General features: G+C 48.4%; 23 protein-coding genes. 8 read left to right on the top strand and 15 right to left on the bottom strand.

Going from position 1 to position 22465, the window contains the following annotated elements:
- Positions 1-74 precede the first annotated feature (74 nt).
- From AC0KH7_RS03370 to AC0KH7_RS03340, 7 genes are all read left to right on the top strand, one after another.
- On the top strand, positions 75-434 hold the full coding sequence (locus AC0KH7_RS03370) for a hypothetical protein (RefSeq protein WP_472370702.1): 360 nt from the start codon (positions 75-77) through the stop codon (positions 432-434).
- A complete protein-coding gene (locus tag AC0KH7_RS03365; protein WP_472370700.1) occupies positions 431-1825 on the top strand; it encodes a hypothetical protein in 1395 nt (464 codons plus the stop codon). Before AC0KH7_RS03370 ends, AC0KH7_RS03365 begins: the two co-directional genes overlap by 4 nt.
- Before the next feature lie 13 nt (positions 1826-1838).
- Entirely contained in the window at positions 1839-2420 is a 582-nt protein-coding gene (locus AC0KH7_RS03360) for a hypothetical protein (protein WP_472370698.1), read from the top strand.
- Between the two features lie 280 nt (positions 2421-2700).
- Positions 2701-2907, top strand: a complete 207-nt coding sequence (locus AC0KH7_RS03355) for a sigma factor-like helix-turn-helix DNA-binding protein (RefSeq protein ID WP_472370696.1) — start codon at positions 2701-2703, stop codon at positions 2905-2907.
- 250 nt (positions 2908-3157) lie between these two features.
- Positions 3158-3844, top strand: a complete 687-nt coding sequence (locus AC0KH7_RS03350) for an RluA family pseudouridine synthase (RefSeq protein WP_472370694.1) — start codon at positions 3158-3160, stop codon at positions 3842-3844.
- A 101-nt stretch (positions 3845-3945) separates the two neighbouring features.
- On the top strand, positions 3946-5160 hold the full coding sequence (locus tag AC0KH7_RS03345; RefSeq protein ID WP_472370692.1) for a hypothetical protein: 1215 nt from the start codon (positions 3946-3948) through the stop codon (positions 5158-5160).
- Positions 5161-5172: 12 nt separating this feature from the next.
- Positions 5173-6411 (top strand): hypothetical protein, encoded by a 1239-nt coding sequence (locus tag AC0KH7_RS03340; protein ID WP_472370690.1) that lies wholly within the window; start codon positions 5173-5175, stop codon positions 6409-6411.
- Between the two features lie 48 nt (positions 6412-6459).
- On the opposite strand, the gene AC0KH7_RS03335 is transcribed toward AC0KH7_RS03340, so the two are convergent.
- The 6 genes from AC0KH7_RS03335 to rpsP all read right to left on the bottom strand — a co-directional run bounded on the left by AC0KH7_RS03335 (position 6460) and on the right by rpsP (position 10227).
- Positions 6460-7185 carry a DsbC family protein gene (locus AC0KH7_RS03335; RefSeq protein ID WP_472370688.1) on the bottom strand — a complete coding sequence of 242 codons (726 nt, stop codon included), beginning with the start codon at positions 7183-7185 and terminating at the stop codon, positions 6460-6462.
- 67 nt (positions 7186-7252) lie between these two features.
- On the bottom strand, positions 7253-8146 hold the full coding sequence (gene xerD, locus AC0KH7_RS03330; RefSeq protein ID WP_472370686.1) for a site-specific tyrosine recombinase XerD: 894 nt from the start codon (positions 8144-8146) through the stop codon (positions 7253-7255).
- Positions 8147-8241: 95 nt separating this feature from the next.
- On the bottom strand, positions 8242-8589 hold the full coding sequence (gene rplS / locus AC0KH7_RS03325) for a 50S ribosomal protein L19 (RefSeq protein ID WP_472370684.1): 348 nt from the start codon (positions 8587-8589) through the stop codon (positions 8242-8244).
- A gap of 104 nt (positions 8590-8693) precedes the next feature.
- Positions 8694-9407, bottom strand: coding sequence for a tRNA (guanosine(37)-N1)-methyltransferase TrmD (trmD, locus tag AC0KH7_RS03320; protein ID WP_472373779.1), 714 nt, complete (start codon positions 9405-9407; stop codon positions 8694-8696).
- Between the two features lie 2 nt (positions 9408-9409).
- Complete coding sequence (rimM, locus tag AC0KH7_RS03315) at positions 9410-9958, bottom strand: ribosome maturation factor RimM (RefSeq protein ID WP_472370682.1); 549 nt, start codon at positions 9956-9958, stop codon at positions 9410-9412.
- A gap of 26 nt (positions 9959-9984) precedes the next feature.
- The gene (gene rpsP, locus AC0KH7_RS03310; RefSeq protein ID WP_472370680.1) at positions 9985-10227 is read right to left on the bottom strand and encodes a 30S ribosomal protein S16; all 243 of its coding nucleotides are present in this window, start codon (positions 10225-10227) and stop codon (positions 9985-9987) included.
- 251 nt (positions 10228-10478) lie between these two features.
- Between rpsP and AC0KH7_RS03305 the strand changes: the two genes are divergently transcribed.
- The gene (locus AC0KH7_RS03305; protein WP_472370678.1) at positions 10479-10862 is read left to right on the top strand and encodes a response regulator; all 384 of its coding nucleotides are present in this window, start codon (positions 10479-10481) and stop codon (positions 10860-10862) included.
- A 6-nt stretch (positions 10863-10868) separates the two neighbouring features.
- Here the strand turns inward: AC0KH7_RS03305 and AC0KH7_RS03300 are convergent, their stop codons facing one another.
- From AC0KH7_RS03300 to AC0KH7_RS03260, 9 genes are read right to left on the bottom strand one after another with little or no spacing between them, the layout of a single operon-like run.
- The gene (locus AC0KH7_RS03300) at positions 10869-12329 is read right to left on the bottom strand and encodes a DNA recombination protein RmuC (RefSeq protein WP_472370676.1); all 1461 of its coding nucleotides are present in this window, start codon (positions 12327-12329) and stop codon (positions 10869-10871) included.
- Positions 12316-12654, bottom strand: coding sequence for a hypothetical protein (locus AC0KH7_RS03295; RefSeq protein WP_472370674.1), 339 nt, complete (start codon positions 12652-12654; stop codon positions 12316-12318). The genes AC0KH7_RS03300 and AC0KH7_RS03295 overlap by 14 nt, the downstream gene beginning before the upstream one ends.
- On the bottom strand, positions 12651-13289 hold the full coding sequence (locus tag AC0KH7_RS03290; RefSeq protein ID WP_472370672.1) for a hypothetical protein: 639 nt from the start codon (positions 13287-13289) through the stop codon (positions 12651-12653). The genes AC0KH7_RS03295 and AC0KH7_RS03290 overlap by 4 nt, the downstream gene beginning before the upstream one ends.
- Positions 13286-14863: a hypothetical protein gene (locus tag AC0KH7_RS03285; protein ID WP_472370670.1), complete on the bottom strand. Its 1578-nt coding sequence runs from the start codon at positions 14861-14863 to the stop codon at positions 13286-13288. The genes AC0KH7_RS03290 and AC0KH7_RS03285 overlap by 4 nt, the downstream gene beginning before the upstream one ends.
- Complete coding sequence (locus AC0KH7_RS03280) at positions 14863-16068, bottom strand: type II secretion system F family protein (RefSeq protein WP_472370668.1); 1206 nt, start codon at positions 16066-16068, stop codon at positions 14863-14865. The genes AC0KH7_RS03285 and AC0KH7_RS03280 overlap by 1 nt, the downstream gene beginning before the upstream one ends.
- A 10-nt stretch (positions 16069-16078) precedes the next feature.
- Positions 16079-17761, bottom strand: a complete 1683-nt coding sequence (locus AC0KH7_RS03275; RefSeq protein ID WP_472370666.1) for a GspE/PulE family protein — start codon at positions 17759-17761, stop codon at positions 16079-16081.
- A 9-nt stretch (positions 17762-17770) separates the two neighbouring features.
- Complete coding sequence (locus AC0KH7_RS03270; RefSeq protein WP_472370664.1) at positions 17771-19102, bottom strand: tetratricopeptide repeat protein; 1332 nt, start codon at positions 19100-19102, stop codon at positions 17771-17773.
- On the bottom strand, positions 19103-20854 hold the full coding sequence (mshL, locus tag AC0KH7_RS03265; protein WP_472370662.1) for a pilus (MSHA type) biogenesis protein MshL: 1752 nt from the start codon (positions 20852-20854) through the stop codon (positions 19103-19105).
- A 20-nt stretch (positions 20855-20874) separates the two neighbouring features.
- Positions 20875-22251, bottom strand: coding sequence for an ExeA family protein (locus tag AC0KH7_RS03260; protein WP_472370660.1), 1377 nt, complete (start codon positions 22249-22251; stop codon positions 20875-20877).
- Positions 22252-22465: the final 214 nt, after the last annotated feature.

The following is a 22465-nucleotide window of genomic DNA, read 5'->3' as shown; positions in this document are numbered from 1 at the left end:
TTTTTTAATGTACACAAGCCAAAATATCAGTAAAATAGAGGGCAGAAACAAACCATTTAGGCACCAGTTACAAAATGAAAACGATAGAACCGCAACAGGACTATTCACCCAATTGGCTTTCCAAGCTAGACAAGCGAACCGCCATTAGTGTGGAGCTTAGAAATCGACACGTTCAGCTATGCAATGACCTAGGCGGCCTTTCTGGTTTGAGTTACCAACAAAAGAGCCTGATAGATCGGGCGCTATTCCTTGAGTTTCATCTTGAACAGCAAGAGCAACAGCTTATTTCAGATGGTGAATTCGATTCCGGGAAGTGGGTGCAGGCCGTGAACAGCTTGCAAGGCATTTACAGCAAATTAGGCCTAAACCGAGTGGCTAAAGAACCCCTTTCAATCAGTCAATTCATGGCGGCAAAAAAGGAAACCGTTAAATGATAACCATCCGCGACTTGATGACAGACCCGGACTTATTCGGAGAACAGTTTTCCGGCAATAGTTGGCAGGCGTGGCGTGCATTGCTTGCGGGTTTTTACAGTTTAGAACTAGATGAACAAGAAACGGACGCGTTCAAGCGTTTAACAGGCCGTCAGGCGTTACCAGATACCCCACATGATGAATTATGGTTGGCCGTGGGCAGACGTGGCGGTAAGTCAAATATAAGCGCGCTACTAGCGATATATGAAGCCGTGTTTAATGACCATGCCGACAAGCTGGCACCGGGTGAAGTTGCCACCGTCATGGTACTGGCCGCAGACCGCAAACAGGCGCGTTCAGCATTCCGATATATCAGCGGCTTACTGCATTCAAACCCCATGTTTGAGCAGATGATTGTTAGAGAAGATAAAGAGAGCATAGAACTAAACAACAGAGCCGCTATTGAAGTGGGTACAGCATCATTCAGGGCGGTTCGAGGTTACTCTATCCCTTGCGTTATCGCTGATGAAATAGCCTTTTGGCGTTCGGAAGATAGCGCAAACCCCGACTTTGAAATCATCAATGCATTACGCCCAGCAATGGCTAGCCTTAACGGTAAATTGATCGCTCTTTCCTCACCTTACGCAAAACGTGGCGCTCTTTATGACGCTTATAAACGCTACTTTGGTAAAGACGATAAAGAAATCTTAGTCGCACAAGCAAGCGCCGCGACCATGAACCCAAGCCTAGACCTTGGTTTTATTCGCAAAGCATATCAACGCGACCCAGAGAGCGCAAAGGCAGAGTATGGCGCACAGTTCCGAAGCGACCTTGAAGCCTATGTGAGCCGTGAAGCAGTGGAAAATTTAGTAGTCACAGGCCGTTATGAATTGCCGCCATTATCCGAATATAAATACTTTGGTTTTGTTGACCCCTCCGGTGGTTCATCCGATGCCATGACTTTGGCAATAGGACACGCCGAAGAAAACGGCATGATGGTGCTAGATGCCACCAGAGAAGTAAAACCACCGTTTAGCCCAGAAAGCGTCGTGAGTGACTTCTCAGCGCTCTTAAAAACATATCGCATTAGTGAAGTCTATGGCGACCGATACGCTGGAGAGTGGCCAAGAGAACGATTTAGAGAGCATGGCATTAACTATGAGATTGCACCAAAGCCAAGAAGTGATTTATACCGCGACTTATTGCCGAAGATGAACAGCGGGTTAATTGAACTACTCGACAACGAACGGCTAACAACACAGATTTGCTCATTGGAGCGAAGAACAAGCCGTGGCGGTCGTGATTCTATCGACCATGCACCGGGCGCACATGATGACCTTGCCAATGCGGTGGCGGGCGTGATTGCCTTATTAGAAAAGCCCATGATTTACGATTATTCAAAAATACTTTAAGGAGATTTACCCCATGAAAAACACACAGAAATATTTTCAATTACTTGAGAAATTCAATGCCGAAATTGACAAGGTTCAAACCGAAGCCGTGACTGAACTGCAAACGCGAATTTCAGAACTCGAAACCGAACTACAACCGCCGACACAGCGCAAAAAATGGAATGATTTGCTTTTGACCTATAAGCCAAGCGATTCAGATTTAGCACAAGCCAGTCAAGTTTTCGGACAGGTTACAAATATGATTGACCCCACCGCCCTGACAAATTACGGCGCTAATCCCAATTTTCTATTTAGCTGGTTTACCTCTAAATGCCGTGATAACTACCTAAAAGGCCAGCGTCATGAAATTGCCAACGCCATTGCTTGTGCGTTAATCGGAAAAATTAGCAGCGGTTTATTTGTGTTTGAACCTGATACGCTTCACCAGCAGCACGCTTACCAACACGGCTTTCAGTTTTTTCTTGATGTGTTAATGCCAGAGCAGACACAAGCGCAGTTAAGTGAATATGCAAAGCTAAATGAAGAACTGACAGATTTAAAAGGCAAGCTGGATATTGTCGCCACCGATCATAAGGTGATGCTTCCAGCGGCTTAAAGGTTTGGGGGTCTCCGTCCAAATGCGGTTTTTGGTTTTTCCCGCACTTCAAGAATAAAAACTACGCGGTTTTCCCGGCTTCCCCGTACTACCAGAATGAAGCCCTCTAATTCAAACAAGGTTATCTTATGAAATTCAGATATTGCTACTCTAATGACTTGCTAATAGGTTGCTGGATTGGAACACGATTCCATGAACGCGGCCTTAATGAAGCCGACGACGACTTTCGAGGGCGTATGCAGGCCAAGGTAACGGTGGCAGAGCTTAACGGGATGTGACGATGCAGGACGCGCTAACACGTGAAGAGGTTGCCCGCCAGCTAGGTATAACAACCGGCGCGGTTCGACTCATAGAGTTGCGCGCTATTGCCAAACTTCAAAAACTCGCACGCCAGAAAGGTTATCAAATCGACGACCTTATAACAGAAACCATCCCGGCGCGTTCAAGTCTGATTGTTGATAACGAAATACACCACCAGTCTGGTTAAGTCATAGCCATACGGCAAAAGTTGCCCCATTGCACCACACCGCCGAATGCACCACAAAAAAGGCACACACCAAAAAGAAAACCTTTTAATTTCAATTGGTTATTAATAAGTTTTGCATATTGCCTAAACAAACAAAAATCACTGAAACTTTATGACTCATCGAACCTTTTCTCTTTTACAATAAAGGCCATTATTTTAACGCATCCGTTTTACGGTTTCCGACTCCATTCGCTACCAGACTCACAACGCCATGACCGCCGCCTATCGAACCGACATTCCTCACATTCCCTTTGACCCGGCCTGGCTTATTTATGAGGACGAAGCCCTGCTGGTTATTAATAAGCCATCCGGTTTACTATCGGTACCAGGACGCAATGTACATCCCGAAAGCAATCTGCTGGCGCAGGTGCAAACCCACTGTTCGGAAGCTCTAATAGTTCATCGGCTGGACATGGACACCTCCGGCCTGATGGTGCTGGCCAAAAACAAAGCGGCACATCGCCACCTCAGCATCCAATTCCAAGACCGGCTCACGGACAAGCGCTACCAAGCCATTTGCTATGGACGTCTCAGCCAGCCCGAAGGACAGGTTCAGCTTCCAATGCGATGCGACTGGGAAAAACGGCCTTTGCAGATGATCGACTTCCGGCAAGGAAAAGCGGCGACAACCCAATGGCAAGCCAAAGACCTTGGCAATGGCCTATCGCTTCTGTCACTCACGCCGATTACCGGCCGCTCTCATCAGCTTCGGCTACACATGAAAATTCTCGGCCACCCTATTTTGGGCGACAATCTCTATGCCGACTCCCGTAGCTTTGAAATGGCCGAACGGCTGTTACTGCATGCTTGTGCCCTTTCATTCAGCCACCCGACCCATGGTCAAAAGCTGAGTTTCGAACACAACGAAAACCTAAATAACTACCTAACTGGCACATAAAATGCTTTTAGTTTCGCAATAATATCCGCAATAAGCGTCCGGTATCACAAACCGACCTTATTGCGCTAAGATAGCGGAACGTATTTAAAAGGTATTCAATCATGACCGCGGATATGGAAAAAGACGATTTAGCGACTCAGGAAATGCTGAAAATGATGGGGGAGGAATCCATGACCGAATCCAACGAAACACCGGCCTCCGAGTCGAATGCCGATGAATTATTAGACGCGCTCGACCAGTTGGCGGAAACCGATGTCGAACAGGAACTGTCCGAGGAGGCTCCGGAACCCGAAGCATCCACCGAATCCGAACTTCCCCCAGAGGCCGAAGAAACGGCTGAACCGAATGCCGACAGCGAATTACCGTTCACCGAAGAGGAAGCCAATACCGTTGACGAACTGCTCGCCGAAGTTGAAAACACTTCCGAGACGCTAGAAGACGACGTGTCCGACGCACTGGAAACCCCGCTCGAAGAGGAACCAGAATCAACGCCCGAGCCATCAATGGACGAACCGGTCGCTGAAACGGATGAAACGCCAGCAGAAGAGAATGCCGATGACGTTGCCGCCATGGCAAATGAAATGGCCGAGTTGGAAAACGATTTTCAAGACGAAGCCATTGAGTCTTTAGAGTTGCCGGAAGAGAGCGACGCCATAGAAAGTGCGGCCGAGTCAGAAATCGAGTCACTCGGCGATGAAAAGTCTACGGATGCCGAAGAAGACACCGCTCCGTCGGCGGAGGATGGCGCTTTGCCAGACGATGCAATGACAACGGATGAAGCCCTACCGGACATTGAGGCTGAATCGACTGCCGAAGGCATGGAGACCACACAAACCAACTCGCCTGAGCCCGAGCCGGAAGCCATGACCGAAGACATCGTGGAAGAGGCCCAAAACGAAACACCGCCCTCCCCACCTTCGGAAAAGGGTGAGACCTCCGACTTGATTGAACAGGCGTCGGACAGCATCGAAAGCATGGAAGAAGCCATTGCGATTGACCAGGAAGTGAAACAAATCGGCTCAGAAGTCGCCGAAACCGCTCATGAGGCAACACGGCTTGCACTGGAAGTCTCTAAAAAAGCCCAGGCATCGGCCGATAAAACACAAAAAGCGATTGAAGCCACCTTCCAAGCGACGGAACGAGCATTTGAAGCCGCCAAGAATGCGGGCTATGAAATTGAATTATCCGAATTAAATGCGGCTGTTTCAAACGAGGAATTGCTGGCAAAACTGTCGGAAATTCGCAGTAAAAACATCGAGCTAAAAGAAACAAATGAATCCCTGAAAAGCCGCATCAACGCGCTGGGTAAAAAATAAAGGCAATCCACTATGAGTGATACAGCGGACGATTTACTAGACGAATTGGAGCAACTGGAAAACGCTTCGGCCGATATGCAGGAAGAAGTGGAAAAAGCCTCCGAAAAAAACAAAGCCTTGGAAGCTTCGGGGAATGCTGACCATTTGGATGCGGCGGCCCTGTCACTGGAAGCCGCCCGCACCGCGCAATTAGCCGCGGAGCAGAGCCAGTCGGCCGCCGAAGCCGCGATTAAAATCTCCCACGAACAAAAAGCGCAAGTCATTGAATTGTCGGATTCGAACGTCGCCTGGCGTCAGTCGCTTCGTGCAGCGTCGAATGACTTAAAAACGGCCAAAAACGCCATTACCATTATGATGTCGGTATCCGTTACCGTCAGCGTTATTTCTGTTGGGGTCATGGGTTGGCTTTATTACAGCCTGAATAAAAAGCACGAAAACCTGAAAAACGATGTCCTTGACATCATCACCACAGAAAATACGCTCTTCAATAAAAACCTGAACCTCAAAGTGGATCAGCTGTCGTCGCTGATTGAAGCTTTAGCAGCCGATATTCAACGTTTGAACATTCCAAGAAGCGAAGGCACCAGCGCCGACCTTCCGAAACAGACGGAGACATCCGTTGACGCAAAAAAAGAGGCCGCACCAGCCGAATCGCCGGAAGCGTCTTCCGCTAAACCGGAAGCAGAACTCGCCGTTTCAGAGCCCAAGGCCGACCCAACCGCCATGGCACCGGCAATTTCCGGTGACATGGTAAAAGACGTCCAAAAAGACCTGAAACAATACGCGAGTGAACGCGCTGAGCAATATGCCAGCATTCAAACCTTGTTGCAAAAAATTCAGGACGTTCAAGCCAAAATACAGGCCTCGACACTGCATAAAACCAGCCCATCAACCGTGGCACCGGTAAAGGTTACCGCTATGGGCTTAACCGAATCGCAAGTGAAAAAGTTGAACGGTATTTCCTGGTCGGTCAGTGAACAGCGCAAGTTGTTGAAAAAAATCCAAGCGACGCTGGAATCACAAATGAAAGCCAACTCGTCAAAGTCAAAGAGTAATCTTTCCAATAATACCGGCGCTTTGAAAAACATCGACAGTAGCTTGAAGCAACTGAGTAAACAAGTGACCGAACTGAAATCCCAACAGGACCATATTCAAAAGAAAGTACAGGATTTGGAAACCGTCACTCAAGAATTAGCTTCTCGCCCTAACCCATACAGTTATCACGCGCCGGAACTGAATATCAAAGAATAGAAAAAGGGGCGAACCGCCCCTTTTTTATATCCCTTTCGGCCTATCGTCTCAGCCTTTAATAAGCATTTTGATCAAGTCGCCGGCAGGTGCATAACCGGGAATCATTTCACCTGAATCAAAGACAATGTTCGGTGTGCCACTGACACCGAACGCCTCGGCCTCTTTCATATTTTTTTGCACCGGGTTCGGACAGGTTTTCGCCGCCACTTGACCGCTTTCCATTACCTGATTCATGGCTTGACGGCTGTCATCGCTACACCACACCGACACCGCTTTCTGATAAGCTGGAGAACCGACTCCGGCACGAGGATACGCCATGTAGCGAACCTCAATCCCCGCCTCGTTCAAGGCCGGAACCTCTTTGTGCAGCTTTCGACAGTAAGGACAGTCAATATCGGTAAACACGGTAATCGTGCGCTTGGCTTCGCCTTTGGCGGGGTAGACAATCATACTGTCGGCAGACAATTTATCCAATTCCGTTTTGCGTGCTTTATTCTGAGCAGTTTTGGTGAGGTTTTCACGGGTATTCAAATCGACAATATGGCCGGATACCAAGTATTGACCATCCGCACTCATATAAACGATTTTCGGGCCAATGGACACTTGATATAAACCCGGAATCTGACTTTTCTGGATGTCTGCCGGAGGCGCTCCGGGAATCAGTTGCTGCAATTTCTTTTGAATAACCGCTTCGTCCGCCTGTACCCAACCAGAGAAGGCCAGCAACGTCATACCGATTGATAAGGGTTTCAATTTAGATAATCCCATTTTCATTTTTTATCCTACTGTTTCATTTCCAATACTGTTTATCTCTTTCAAACCAAAACGAAGCCACCGTCAATCAACCTCTCGGGTGGTGCGTTTGGTGAATTTTTTGCATACGCGCTTTGGCGACATGCGTATAAATTTGTGTGGTCGACAAATCGGAATGGCCCAACAGCAATTGCACCGTCCGTAAATCCGCGCCGTGATTAATCAGATGGGTTGCAAAAGCGTGTCGCAACCCATGAGGCGACAAGTCCCCCTGAATACCGGCATCAAACGCCAGGTTTTTAATACGATGCCATAACGTCTGCCGCGTCATGGTGCGCCCCAGACGTGACACAAACAAGGTCGGCACCCATTTATTTTCCTTTAACAAGGCAGGCCTGGCGGATTTTAAATAATCTGATACCGCTTCAATCGCTAACTGGCCAATCGGCACAATGCGCTCTTTCTTACCTTTCCCGGTCACCTGAACCAGGCCGGCCGATAAATTAATCTGTTCGTAGGGTAAATTAACCAATTCGGAAACACGCAACCCTGAAGCATACATCAATTCTAAAATGGCTTTATCACGCAAGCCTAACGGCGTGGTTTCATCCGGTGCATTCAGCAAGGCTTCGACCTGCTGCTCCGATAGGACTCTTGGAATCTTTTTAATCAGTTTCGGGGCTTTGACCGCCCCGGCGGGATCCTGATCCATACGTTTATTGGACACCATAAACTGATAAAACCGTTTCAACGTTGACAAGCAACGTGCAATGCTCCGCGCACTGCCTTGTTTTTCATGCCATTGAAACAAAAACTCTTCTACTTGATCCCGCTCGACCTGAGTCAATCGAATCGGTTCAATAAAGGTCCAAAACTTTTTTAGGTCACGTTGATACGCTTGCAACGTATTATCGCTCAAACCTTCGTTTAAACGTAGAAACTGAATAAAATCGGAAATATCATTTGGCAGGTTCGGTGACATGGAATAACGATAGCACAGTCATACCGACGGAAATGTGAAAAAATACTGGAGCAAAAACAAAAAAGCCCTCACTGGGAGGGCTTTCGATCGGGAAATTACTTAACCTTCTCTTTGATACGTGCCGATTTACCGGAACGATCACGAAGATAGTACAATTTCGCACGTCTTACGTCACCACGACGCTTGACTTCAATGGAATCAACCAACGGGCTGTAGGTTTGGAATGTACGCTCAACACCCACACCGTGAGAAATCTTACGGACAATGAAAGAAGAGTTCAAACCACGGTTGCGTTTGGAAATGACAACCCCTTCATACGCCTGCAGACGCTCGTTATCGCCTTCTTTAACTTTTACTTGGACAACCACTGTGTCCCCCGGACCAAACTCAGGTAATTCCTTCGTCATTTGCTCCGCTTCAATACGCTTGATGATATCGCTCATCGTTAAGCACTCCAAATTAACTCAGCTCCTATCGAACTGAAATGAGTTTTATCCAACATTCACAGACAGGCTGCCAGAGGTTGAATCCGAATTGTCAAACACGGCTACGATTCAGCTTCTTGCGATTGCCGAGCCAAGTAGGCCGTGTATAAGTCAGGACGTTTTTGCTTGGTCCTGGCAAGCTTTTGTTCGTGACGCCAAGCGTCGATCTTCGCATGATGCCCTTCTTGCAGAACATCCGGTACCGCCAAGCCATCCACTTCAACCGGGCGGGTATAGTGCGGGCAATCCAGCAAACCGTCCGAAAACGAATCCTGCTCAGCGGATTGCTCATGCCCCAATGCGCCCGGTATCAAGCGAATCAAGCCATCCATCAACATCATGGCCGGCAGTTCGCCGCCACTGACGACGAAATCACCGACCGAAATCTCTTCATCAACGCAGGATTCGATGAACCGCTCGTCAATGCCTTCATAACGCCCGCACACCAAGGTTAACTCGGGGTGCCGACTTAATTCCGTCAACTTTTGCTGCGTTAAAGGCGCTCCTTGCGGAGACAGATAAACCACATGCGGGTTACCGTGACTCGCTTCGGCAATAGCCTCCACAGTTTTTTTCAATGGCGGATACATCATTACCATACCCGGTCCGCCCCCATAAGGCCGGTCATCAACGGTTTTGTGCTTATCCAGCGTGTAAGTTCGTGGGTTCCAGGTTTGAAACCCATACAAACCATCCTGATAAGCTCGCCGAGAAACCCCCGATTCCAGTAACGCTGAAAACATTTCAGGAAACAGGGTGATAACGTCGAATCGCATCATCACCCTTCGGAATCTTCGTCATCCCGTTGCCAGTTCACCTGAATTTGCTTAGCCTCGACATCGACGGCCAAAATAAAGGTGTCCATCACAAATGGAATCAACGTGGACAGCGTTTCACCGGACGGCGAGAATTGCGTCACCCTCAGAACGTCATGGGCGCCGGTTTCAACAATTTCCGAAACCTGCCCCAGCACGTCGCCCTGCTGGTTAATTACCTCACAACCGATTAAATGGCGCCAATAATAGCCATCATCGGTATCCGGCAATTGGTCCGGCATAATCGCAATATCACATCCCATAAACTCACGGGCGACATCACGATCATCGATGCCGTCGAGTTTCGCGATAATGGATTTGCCACCGGATTGAGAACGCCCGTCCTGCAACGATACCGTTCGCCACTCCCCTTTAACACGCAGGCGCCAAGGGGAATAATTCAAAATATTATCTCGCGGCTCGGTGTGTGAAAAAACTTTCACCCACCCCTGAACACCGTAAATGCCATTAATCTGGCCGAGAATGATATGTTCGTCTTGCGAAGAAGACATTTGACACCTAACTGTATCCGTAACGATTACTTAGCGGCGTTTTCAACCAGGCTCTTAACGCGAGGGCTCATTTGAGCGCCTTGGCCCACCCAGTGCTCGATACGCGCCGAATCAAGACGAAGCTTTTCTTCCTGCCCACGTGCCGTTGGGTTATAAAAACCAACTTGTTCAATAAAACGCCCAGTCGTGGACTTACGTTGATCGGATACCATTACACGGTAATAAGGGTTCTTTTTGGCGCCACCACGGGCTAAACGAATTACGACCATTTGACTACTCCTATCTTGATCGGCGATAACAGGAAACCCTGCTAACAAATTCTTCTACTAAAACGATGACTCGCTTTGTTTTTTTACGTCCATTCACCAGCTGAAAACTGGAAAAGCGGGATTATATACCAAAAACTAAAAAGTTTTCAATTTTTTCAGGCATTTATTGCCTTCGTCACCCAAAATTATTTCCTTGGAATTTCAATGGGTTTGCTAGAATGGCGTTAATATGAATTGGGAGAAGGGAATCTATGGCACACTTACTGGCCGTCGATGATGCTGACGTCATCCGAAACATGCTCAAATTCACCTTCAAAACCCAGTCAGACTGGCATCTGGACTTGGCCGCCTCGGCAACAGAGGCACTGGAATATGCTCAACAAACCCATTATGACCTGTTCATTATCGATTATTTAATGCCGGACAAGACGGGGTTGGAACTGGTCGAATGGTTGCGGGAACAACCGGAGTACCATGAGACGCCAATATTGATGTTGACGGCGGAAACCGACCCCACCATCAAACAGCAAGCCAAATCAATGCACGTTTCGGCTTGGGTGGTCAAACCCTTCCAACCGTTGACTATGATTGAAGCGGTCAAACAACTGCTTGCTAAATCGCTCAACGCCCACTAAAGCTTTTTAAGACTCTTTGGCTTCTTCCGACAACAGAGGGGCGCCCTCAGCTTCATCCAAAAGATGTTGCGGAATTTCTTTTTTGGTTTTTCCGGCCAACTCTTTCAACATTTCAGCCTGACGAACCAAATTACCGCTGCCACTCATCATTTGCTTTCTGGCTTGATCATAGGAACCTTGCACGGTCGTCAACTGCTTACCAATTTTTTCAAACGTCTCAACAAAACCCGCAAACTTATCGTGTACATCCGCCGCACGCCGAATCAGTTTCACCGTATGCTCGGACTGACGTTCATAGCGCCAAAGCTGTTCAATGGTTTTTAACGTCGTAAACAACGTGGTCGGCGTCACCACGGCAACCCGTTTATCAAAGGCATTTTCAAAGATGGTCGGATTTTGCTCAATGGCCATCATATAAGCCCCTTCAATCGGAATGAACATCAACACAAAATCCGGCGCGTTCAAAAGCGAAAGGTGATCGTAACGTTTTTCCGACAACGCTTGAATGTGTTTGGTTAAACTCGCGGAATGGGCTTTGAAATGCTTTTGTTTTTCGGCTTCATCCTCTGCATTCAGCGCTTCTTCGTAACTCAACAGCGACACTTTGGAATCGATGATGACATGCTTATTGTCCGGTAGGTTAATCACCACATCGGGGCGTAACCGTTGACCGTTTTCTTCGGTAAAGCTTTTCTCGGTTTCAAATTCAATGCCCTCTCTCAGGCCACTGGATTCCAACAGTTTTTTTAAGATGAACTCCCCCCAATTGCCCTGCATTTTCTGGTCCCCTTTCAGGGCCTTGGTGAGGTTTTGCGCTTCCTGAGTCATCGACTGATTCAATTCCGATAGGTGCCGCAACTGCTCGGTTAAGGAAGCCCGCCCTTCGAGGTCCTCTTTATGCACCGCCTCGATTCGCTGTTTAAACTCGTTCAGCGCCGTGTGTACCGGTTGAATCAAGCCGCCGATGGTCTCTTTGCTTTGCTGACGCATTTGCTGCTGCTTTTGATCAAGAATTTCATTCGACAGTACTTTAAATTCCTGCATCAAGGTTTGTTTGGCATTTTCAAGCAGCGCCAGCTTTTCCGCGTGACTTTCCCGTTCGGCCTCCAATCGATTTTGCATCCCAGACAAGTCGGATTGCGCTTGCGCATAACGTTGTTGCAGTTGCTCGTACTGAGCCTGCTGTGCCGCCAGGTCTTGGCGCAGTTGAGCCACCTGTTCACGCTGCTGATTCGCCTCACCTTTCATGACCTGCAACTCAACCATTTCAGACTGCAGCCGTTCATTTTGAGCCTGCAGCCCGTCCACTTCTTCCTCTAATTTGGCCAGGCCTGGCAGTTTTTCCTGAGCGGCATCGCGCTGATGTTTGAAACGGGCCGCAACGACGACACCCCCAACCGAAAACACCAACAACCCCCAAACCCATGGGTTAATCAGAAAAACATCCACAAAATTACTCCACATCATTTGATTTCGTCACCCTTCCTTGCGCGTTTAATTGTACGTTATTATCCGACATGGATTTGTACTGCCCGCCCACTCGCGCCTGCCGTTGGCCATCTGGCATCACAATAATGGCGGATACTCTTGGCTTGTCGTTGGTACGCGTCTGGTCTTGTTTCGGCCTTGAATGTCGAGGGGTGGCCGATGGGTTCAAATAAGCCTGACGCCCCTGTTCGATTTGAACCCGCTGCTCCGGCGTATAAAACAACCTCTTTAATTCCAGTTCTTTTGCCTGAACGCCGCCTGTAGCCGTCAACAACAAGGTCCATAACAGGGTTTTAAACTTCATAAGCTTTGTCCTTTGAACTCTCGTGGTTTGGCTTCGAAAAAAATCACGGAACACTGCATACTGATGCCGCCTTTGCTCAGATTAAAGCTTGGCGACGACCTGTTGGTTTCTTTATTGAGATCACAATCTTCAATCAAAAAAAACGGGGTAATGTCGGCTGAAATGCGCTGAAATAACGTTACGATATCCCGATCCGACTGCAATCCGGCCGACAGGTTCAACCGAGTAAAAAAGAAAATCGGCTTTTCCAAAGGAATGTATTTCAAATCACTTTGACGCAGCGCTTTTTCCGGTTCAAATTGAATTTTAAAAGGCTTCAATGCCAACGATTTTTGAATATTCAGCAACGCGTCCGTCCAAGCAACTCGGCCTTGCTGAGCAACTAAATCTTCCGGATTAATCTGAGAATAAGACGCCCCATATTCATAAAATAACTGCTCTTGTTTCTTAAGAAACTCAACCTGTCGTACTAACCGATCCAACTGCGCCATATTTTGCTGAAGACCACTTTGTATGCCGGCCTTCTGTTGTGTTAAAAACCAACCGGCCAACAGCATCAACACGATTGTGAACAGCAATATGCCAAGAGGCCAGGCCAAATAACGCCGCAACCAAACCGAATCGAGCCACGTCATGACGCCTTCTCCGGGTTGACCGAAACCAATGGTTCAAAAACTTTCAAACGATACGTCAAGCTGAATGGCAACCTTTGTGGCTTTTGCTCCAAACGTCCTTCCACAGACAAGGCCTGTGCCGCATTACGATTCAAAGGTTCATTGATATACTTCAATTCATCAATGCGCTCGTCCTTTTGCATCCCTCGTTTAAAAGCATCCGCTTTTTTTAACAGCGTTTCATAACGCTGCCCACCTTTCACATAGCCGGACAAGGTCACCAAAACCCGTTCACTATCCAAGGTGGGGCGGCGCTTCCAGCTAATCTGGGTCAGCTCAATCGCCGGATGTCGACTCAATACCTGGCTCAACAAAGCGAGTTCCCGCCCAACGGAACCATGCTGCTTGACGCGTTTTAGGCGGTCAAAAAATTCGACTGTCGCCTTCATATCTTCCGCGTCATACTGCAGATTAATAACAGACTGCAAACGCTGCCTATCTTGCGTAAATTGTTGCTTTTTGACGACAAGGCGCTGCTCTTTTTCGATTAACACATAATTATCAATGGCCGCTTGTAATAAGGCATAAGCGCCCAGTAAAGCAATCACGACCCAACTCAGCCATAGCAACCGGTTCCATTGCCACAATCGGCCGATGCGATGAGTATAGGCGTTTTGATAAAATGTTACGGGCGGCGAAAACTTTAAAAATTGTGCCAATGCCATCTGCACCCTTTTTTCATCTGCTACCGACACATCGCTGGAAAGGTTCGATAATGACTCCCCTTTCATCACCAATTTTGATCTATCCCACCCAGAAGACACCAAGCCGGCTTGGAATGCGCCCATCACCGATGATAACTTGTCGGCATCACAACCTAGGTACACTTGTCCGACTTCGGCCTCAAAAGGCACCATTTTTTGATTATAAAGGTAACGTAATGTGGCACGATTTTCATCGACCAAAGTGCGTGAAACCGCTTCCGTTTGAGACTCCGTATCCAACTCAATGTTCCGGCTCATACGCAAACGTGCTTGAATGAACACAAACTGCCGAAAACGCTGTTCGGTTTCCTGCAGTGTCAGAATAAACGGTCGTTTAAGCGCTTTACCTTTCAAGCTTAAACGCCGTGAAACCTGTTTTAAAAACCAGGTTTCCACCAAAAACGCATACGAATAAACCTCCCGTAACCCCAACCGGTATTCTTCAATCAAACCCAATAGCATATCAAGTTTGCTGGAATGGGGGGCACTCGCTAACAGAATTAACTGTTCTTCACGCCCCTCGGCATTTTTTTGATAAACCTTTAACCAGTGTGCGTGTACAAACGCATTTTTCTCAAACCGGCTTTTCAAGCGTTTTTCCAGTGCCGGGCGCTCCCAGGGAAACAATTTCGGAACCCATTCATAATGCAATGACTCATCGGAAAAATCGAGCACCAACGATAAGGTGGCCGAGGGCTTTAAAACTTGTAACAAATCCCGAATAGCCTGCGGCTCCCAAGACAACGACGCCGATGCCAAATGCTGACGGCTCGTCGCCTGCATATCGACAATTTCAATCCCCGAATCTTGTAAAAACAAGCAATAACGCATCACTGCACCTTTGAAATGGTTTCATATACAGGCCCGAGAACGGCCAACATGACCCAGCCGACGACCAAAGCCATCACCACAGTCAAGAAAGGTTCTATCGCCGGTTCCACCCGCTCAATACTGTCTTTCGCTTCTGCATCGTAATAATCGCTGACATAACGAAGCGCCTCGTCCATATTACTGCTTTGCTCGCCGACTTTAACCATCCGGATCGCCATCGGCGGAAAGACTTCCGCTAATGAAAAGGCCTGGTGTATCGTCTCCCCCTCTTCAATCAGCGCCATAGCGTGTTGAATATTCCGCTCCAAATAAGCGTTATCGACGACCGACGCGGATAGCGCCAAAGATTCCCCAAAATTAATACCGGCACTGTGCATCACCGCCAAAGTACTGGCAAAACGGGCGATTTTCAATTTATAGACAACGGAACCGATCACCGGAACCTTAAAAAGCAACCGATCCAACTGCACGCGAAAATCAAGCGAGCGAGCCTTCCACCACCTTAATCCCAGCCAGATGCCAAATGGCAGCAACACCAACTCCAACAAATAATGTTGCATAAACCCGGATACCGCAATCAACGATTCGGTCGCAAAACTTAATTCGCCCCCCATTTCTCGAATAAAGGTCACCAGCTCCGGCACCACGAACAGCATCATCATTAAAATCACAGCTAAAACGACCAGGCCCACAATCGACGGGTACACCATCACCTTTTTCGTTTTCACGGCCAGATTTTCTTCCCACTTCAACATGGCCTCTAAACGGCTCAAGACCGCTGTCATTTGACCGGTTTTTTCACCGACGGCCACCAAGGCGATGTACACTTTTCCCAGACGGTTTTCATAAGGTTTCAGGGCTTGCGAAAAACTTTGTCCGCCCTCCATCGACTCATATACGGCCGAAAGCATTTCCCGAATCGCATCGCTATCATCGAACTTGCGTAAATCATCAATAATTTCCATCAACGGGACGCCCGCTTTCATCAACTGTTTGAACTGTGTCGTTAAGGTGATGATTTGCCGCCGGGAAATTTTATGATGTCCAAAACCGCCAAACAAACCCGGCGATTTAACTTTAAACGACAGTAAATCGATTTGCGCCGAGCGCAAACGTTGCTCCAGGTCTCGTTCATTCGACGCTTGAACCTCTCCGCGCACTCGCTTACCAAATCGGTTAACGCCAGTATAACGATAGATTTCCATTACCGCCCTCTCACGATACCAATTCCGTCAAATCCACAATTCGACTGATTTCATCCAGAGAGGTCTCACCGGCTCGAACGCGCTTCAAAGCATTTTGCAGTAACGGCGAAAAACCGTTTTCCAGCGCTTTTTCCAAAATCGTATGCTGTGATTGCCCGGCCATAATCATGTCGTCCATTTCATCGGTCACACGCAACGTTTCCAAAATAGCCAAACGCCCTTTGTAACCGATACCGTTACAGCCTGCACAACCACAAGCGCGATATAAGACCGATTCCGATGAATCGTTCAAGCCAAGCAAACGTCGTTCAAACCCATCCGGCTGATAAGCCTCCTTACAATGCTCACAGAGACGTCTTGCCAAACGCTGCGCCAAAATCCCGGTAATATTCCCCGACAGGATGGCGCGTGAAATGCCGATATCCAATAGACGCGGAATCGCGCCAATGGCAGAGTTTGTGTGTAAAGTCGTCAATACCTGATGCCCGGTCATCGCCGCCCGAAAAGCCATTTCCGCCGTCTCGCTGTCACGCACCTCCCCCACCAAAATGATATCCGGGTCTTGTCGTAAAATAGAACGAATACCCGTAGCGAACGTCATACCGATGTCTTCGTTAATCGACGTTTGCCGGACCATTCCCATCGGATACTCCACCGGGTCTTCCAAGGTCATGATATTCACACCTTCCCGGTTCATTTCATTCAACATGGAATACAGGGTGGTGGTTTTACCGGAACCGGTTGGCCCGGTCACCAACACTATCCCGTTCGGTCGCGACATCATCAGTTTCAGCTCATGATAGCTCTCCGAATCGAGTCCCAAGTCTTTCAACGGCACGATGCCTTTTTCACGATCCAAAATACGCAACACAAAATTTTCACCCTGACGCCCCGGTAGAGACGACACCCGGAAATCAATCTGCCGCCCATGCACCACCAGTTCCATCCGTCCGTCTTGCGGCATCCGTTGGTCGGTCAAATCCAAGTTGGCCATCACTTTCAAACGCACCACCAAGCCGGACCAAAAAGATTTATGTAACAACCGGATTTCCTGCAAAACACCGTCGATACGATATCGAATACGAATGTAATATTCTTCGGGCTCAAAGTGAATGTCCGAAGCACCTTTTTTGACGGCGTCGGTCAAAATGTTATCCACCAAACGCACCATCGGTTGGGAATACTCATCCTGAGTCGAGCGGTTATACGCTTCCGGCGACCCGGTTTCCAATTCCTTTAAAATACCGTCGATGGACAGCTCATAGCCATAAAAATGGTCAATGGCATTTTGAATCTCATTTTCGACCACCAAGACCGGGTCAATACGGATATCGCCCTGAATATGCCGCTTAAGATGGTCCATCAGTAAAATGTCGTCTGGGCTGGCCATGGCGATTTTTATGCGATCATCGTCCAGGCTGATCGGCATCACCAGATTGGCACGGGCAAAATCCTCCGACACCAACTCCAACGCTTTGGAGTCTGGCACCACGTCCTGCAAAGACATCGAAGAATACCCAACGACATCCCCGAGTATCTGACGTGCATCATGTTCCGACAAAAAACCAAGCGTAATGAGCACTTTACCGAGTTTTTTTCCGGTAACGCTTTGCTCCGTTAATGCGATACGCAACTGATCCGGAGTAATAAAACCGGCTTCGACCAAGCGATCGCCAAGGCGTCCTTTATCCATACAACCCTCTCATGAGGCGTTTGCTTCCTGTTTTAAAAACGCTTGCAAAGCCGTTACCCGCTGACGCACTTGCTCTTTTCGTTTTGCCGATAAAGGGTTGTTTGAGGCTTGCAAGACGACTTCATAATATTGTTTGGCTAGGGCATATTCGCCCAGCTTATCAAGGCTCACGGCTAAGTTTAAAGCGTAATCCCCACGATCCGGCGCCAGTTGGTAGGCCTTAAAATACTGTTTTTGAGCCGCAACCCAATCGTTTTTCTGGGCAAGCTGATGCCCCCTAGCGGCTTGAAGTGCGGCATTGTTCGGAAAACGCCGTGCCCGTTCTGCCAGAGAACCGATTGTTTTAGTGTCTCCCTGCATCTGGCTATTCAACATCAGTACGGCATCTTGTGCGGCTTGGTTTTGTGGGTCCAACTCGACAATACGCTGGTAATAGCGTAGAGCATTCGATTTTTGACCCTGTTTAACGGCCACCGCCGCGAGACCAAATAAAGCGGCGATGTTCTCGGCATCCTGCTGGTAAGCTAACGTATAAAAATGTCGTGCTTGTTTCAACTGCCCCGCTTGATAGGCTTGATAGCCTTTTTCAGCCTCCGTTGGTTCAGTCACCGCTACAATTTTCAAATGCCTTTCCGGCGTTACCGGAGGCGGCGACTCAAGTTCTTTTGAAGGCTTCTGCAATCGTTGTTTCGTTTCCGGGTTTAAAGCGGTTTTAGCCGGCATGTCTGCACCGGCTTCATCACTCGCCACAGCCATATCGGGAGCGGGACGTGCCTCGACCGCGGCGACAGTGTGACTGGAAGGCAACGCTTTATTCTTAGAGGATGCCGACATCACCGGCGTCGCGGTTTGATAGCCTGCCAAATCACGATTCATCGCCTGAGTTTGCATCTGAAAATAGGCCCAGCCGTAATACCCTAACCCAGCGAAAATAAAAACGGCCAAAGCGCTACCACCGAGCCAACGCACCGGGTGTGAAGCATGTTTTTGAGTCGATCGCATGGCTTGCAAGACCCCATGCGCTTGATTGCGCCTTACTTCCTCTTGCAGGCTTTCAGTTTGGTAGCCGGGTATTTGTGACAGGCTCCAGTCTGCATCACCAACCGTCGATAACGCAGGCTCGACAGCCAAAGAGTGCTTGTCTCTCGATACAGCCACCGAGCCATCTTTTTCGGAAGAAGCTATCCCAGCAGGCGATTCCAACGGAGCCTTGGTGGTATCGAAACGATGACCGGCTATCGTTTCCTGGTTTTGGCCAGGCCTGGGCGCTTTTGGTAAATCACTTCCCGCCACCTGTTTTTCCGCTGCGGCTTTTCGCAAGGCATCGAGCAACACACTCATTTAATTGCTCTTCGTTTGTAATAATGGTTTCATGGCTTTCAAATCACCGTGCTCAATATCCGGGTTATTGATAATAATCGGGCGAATGAAAATAATCAGTTCCGACTTTTGCACAGTGTCATCACGATAAGAGAATAAATCACCGACCCAAGGAATATCCGCCAGGCCGGGGACGCCTTCGCGCTGGTTGCTGTGAGTATCTTGAATCAACCCGCCGATAATCGCCGTTTGCTTATCACGTAACCGCAACACCGAGTCCATTTCCCGCTCTTGAATCACCGGTATTTTGCTGACAATATTTTCTTTCGCCAGCTCGGGATTAGGGTCGTCCACATAGCTGACGATGCGCGATAACGTCGGGCGAATATTCAACGATACTTCGCCGCCGTCGGTAATAAAAGGGGTCACATGCATCATGAAGCCGACTGGCACTGAATGGACCATGGTTTCATACGTCGTAAAGCCCGCACTCACCGAAGTGGCGGACTCTCGGTTCACATCAACGGTGAAATAAACTTCGTTTTTCACGACCTTCAATAAAGCGGCTTGGTTATTCATCGCCATGATTTTCGGGCTGGACAAGACCTTGGTGTCACCAAATTTTTGCAGCAACTTAATGCCCAGCGAGAAATCCCAGGTGCCCAAAGAGGTCAAATTAATCGAAAAGTTCGGATTGCTGGACAAGTTACTGCCCAACAGACTCTGCGTAATGGCACTGGAACCGGACGAATTCGACGTCACCGCACTCCAATCCACCCCGGCCTGGTATTGGTCATTTAACTCGACTTCCACCACCGTCGCCTCAATCAGCACCTGTTTATTGGTGCGGTGCAGTGTATTTTCTAAATAGGCGGCAATTTCTTTATGCTGACGTCCGGATGTAAACACGGTTAACAGGCCGGCTTCCTTATTGACCACCACATTTTGCACTTTTTCCGAGGTGGTTGATGTCACCGTCTCCATCGCCTGACGCCGGCTGTCCTGTAAATAAGACCCTTCCCAGTCATCTTCTCCTATATCCTGTCGGTTCGATTGGCGATCCCCATCATAGGTGCGTTTATGGGACACGGTTTTCACTGGCTTCACCTCCAGCATCGCCATGGCCGAAACATTTTCTTCCAGCGTTTTCCAAAAATCGTTCACGGCCTTGGTGTCCAGAGTGAACTGGCTGTTTTGGTTACCGTTATTCAGGTTCACGCCTTGTGCCACATTACCCACCGACATTTTCATAACGGTGGAATCATTAATGTTCTTGGTGACGTTGACATAATCAACTTCATAAGTCTTCCAAAAAGGCTTATCGGGCGAGATGACAATGGTATTGCCTTGCACTTCATAAAGCGCTCCGATTTGCGTCGTCACCCGAAGAAGAATCCGATCCAGCGGCTGGTTGATGGCATTAATGGTTACCCGGCCCTGCACCGATGACGATAAATCCAACTGTTTCCCGGCATTTTTCGCCAAGTTAAATAACAAGTCCGATACCGGGACATCAATGGCCGACACACTGTAACGCTTAATCGCTTTTTGCTGGCTTGGGTCCAAGTTAATGGGGTCGTCGGTCACCAGATCAGGAATCGCGGCCGGCTTGGCTACCGCCTTATTTAGGCCCTCTTCGGGCTTCAAGTGACCTTCCAGATTAAACTTATCCGAAACCGGCGGTGCCAACGGCTCTCGTTTCACATCATCCGATGTACTGCACCCTGTCAAAATCCAAAGCAGGCCTGGGAGAATTAACGCTATTTTTTTCATGATTATCTGTTCATTCCTTTTCATTCCTGCCTAAGCCCCAGCTGAAAAGACTTGGGGCTTAGCGGTTGCGCGATCATCTCTTCCACATTAGACACGGATACAATACGTGGGGTTCCGCCCGACAAGGTTTTCAGATCGGTTTGTTTAGTTTGCAAAGATGCGCCATCTTTGGCCCGTGGATCGTAAAGCAAACGAAACTGGATCGTCGATGATTTGTCTTGTGTGTCAATCAGTGCAAATAAATGGGCTCGGTTGGCCAACTCCAGTCCATTCAAAACCTTGGAATATACATCGTCAAAGTCCTGTAACGGCATCGCATTGATTAAAATTAATGGTTTGGCGGGCGCCTGAGACTTCAAAAAATGCCGGGCCTGGCGATCCATATCCGTTAGCTGAACTAAACGTTCGCCGCTGACCCCTAAACGCTCGGCGGCATCCAACAACTGCTGCGAGGCCTGCTGCCAAGCAAGCGCTTTTTCAGGCGTTTGCGACACCGAGCTTGAATCGTGCGCCGCATTACCCCACCACAAAGCCAGAATCACGGCCACTCCGCCCAAAGAAGCGGCTATTCCGAATGGCAGACGATAATTTCCAGAAGAGGGACTGGAAAACAGCCCGTTAAGATGAGACGTTTTTAATTGCGTGTCGCCCTTTGAAAACGCCACCATCAATAATTTGTCGGCCAGCAGATTAATGGAACGAGGCAAGCCACCGGTAGCGCCCCGAATGCGTTTAGCCATTTTCATCGTGAACAGATCAGCCTGCATGTAACCGGCTACCCGCATTCGATAATTTAAATAATGCATCACTTCATCATCGTTTAACGGTTGAATCGTAAAGTGATTGGCAATGCGGTCCTTAAACGGGCGAACACGCGGGTCCTGTAAAGTCACGTCCAGTTCCGGCTGACCGAACAACACCATTTGCAACAGCTTGTCATCCGCGGTTTCCAGATTGCCCAGCAAACGTATTTCTTCAAGCGTATCCAGCATCATCGCCTGAGCCTCATCCACCAACATCACCACGCGCCGATTCTGACGATATTCGTCAATCAAAAAGCGATTCAAGCGATTCATCAAATCCGCTTTGCCATCCTCAGGATTGACCGATATCGCCAATTCGGAACAAATAAATTTCAATAACGCTTCCGCCGACAGATTCGGTGAGGAAATATAGACCTGAATATAGTTATCCGGCAACATGTCCGACAACAGCCGTAACAAAGTGGTTTTGCCCACGCCCACTTCACCGGTTACGGTAATAATGCCATCGCCCCGTTCAATGGAAAACAATAAAGCCTGCGTAATTTCTTCACGCGCCGCTTGTTTGTAAAAGAAAGTCAGGTCCGGTGAAATTTTAAAAGGGAGTTTCTTAAGACCAAAGAAGGAACAATACATAAATTTTTGACAACCACACTGATCGGCTCACTTATTTCGCTTGCTTTAACGACACCTTCAGGCATTCTTTTAAATAAGGAACCGAAGTTTAAAGTTTGTATATATGATAACAACTTAAGCGCCACCCCGTGAGTGTTTTACACGCTCGAAACCGCGAAAACGGCCAGGCACCCACCCGCTTTGTTTAACGCCAACAACAGCACTATTTTAATCC

The organism is Hydrogenovibrio sp. (assembly GCF_965140365.1).
Lineage (GTDB): Bacteria > Pseudomonadota > Gammaproteobacteria > Thiomicrospirales > Thiomicrospiraceae > Hydrogenovibrio.
This window is presented reverse-complemented; position numbering and strand designations above follow the sequence as displayed.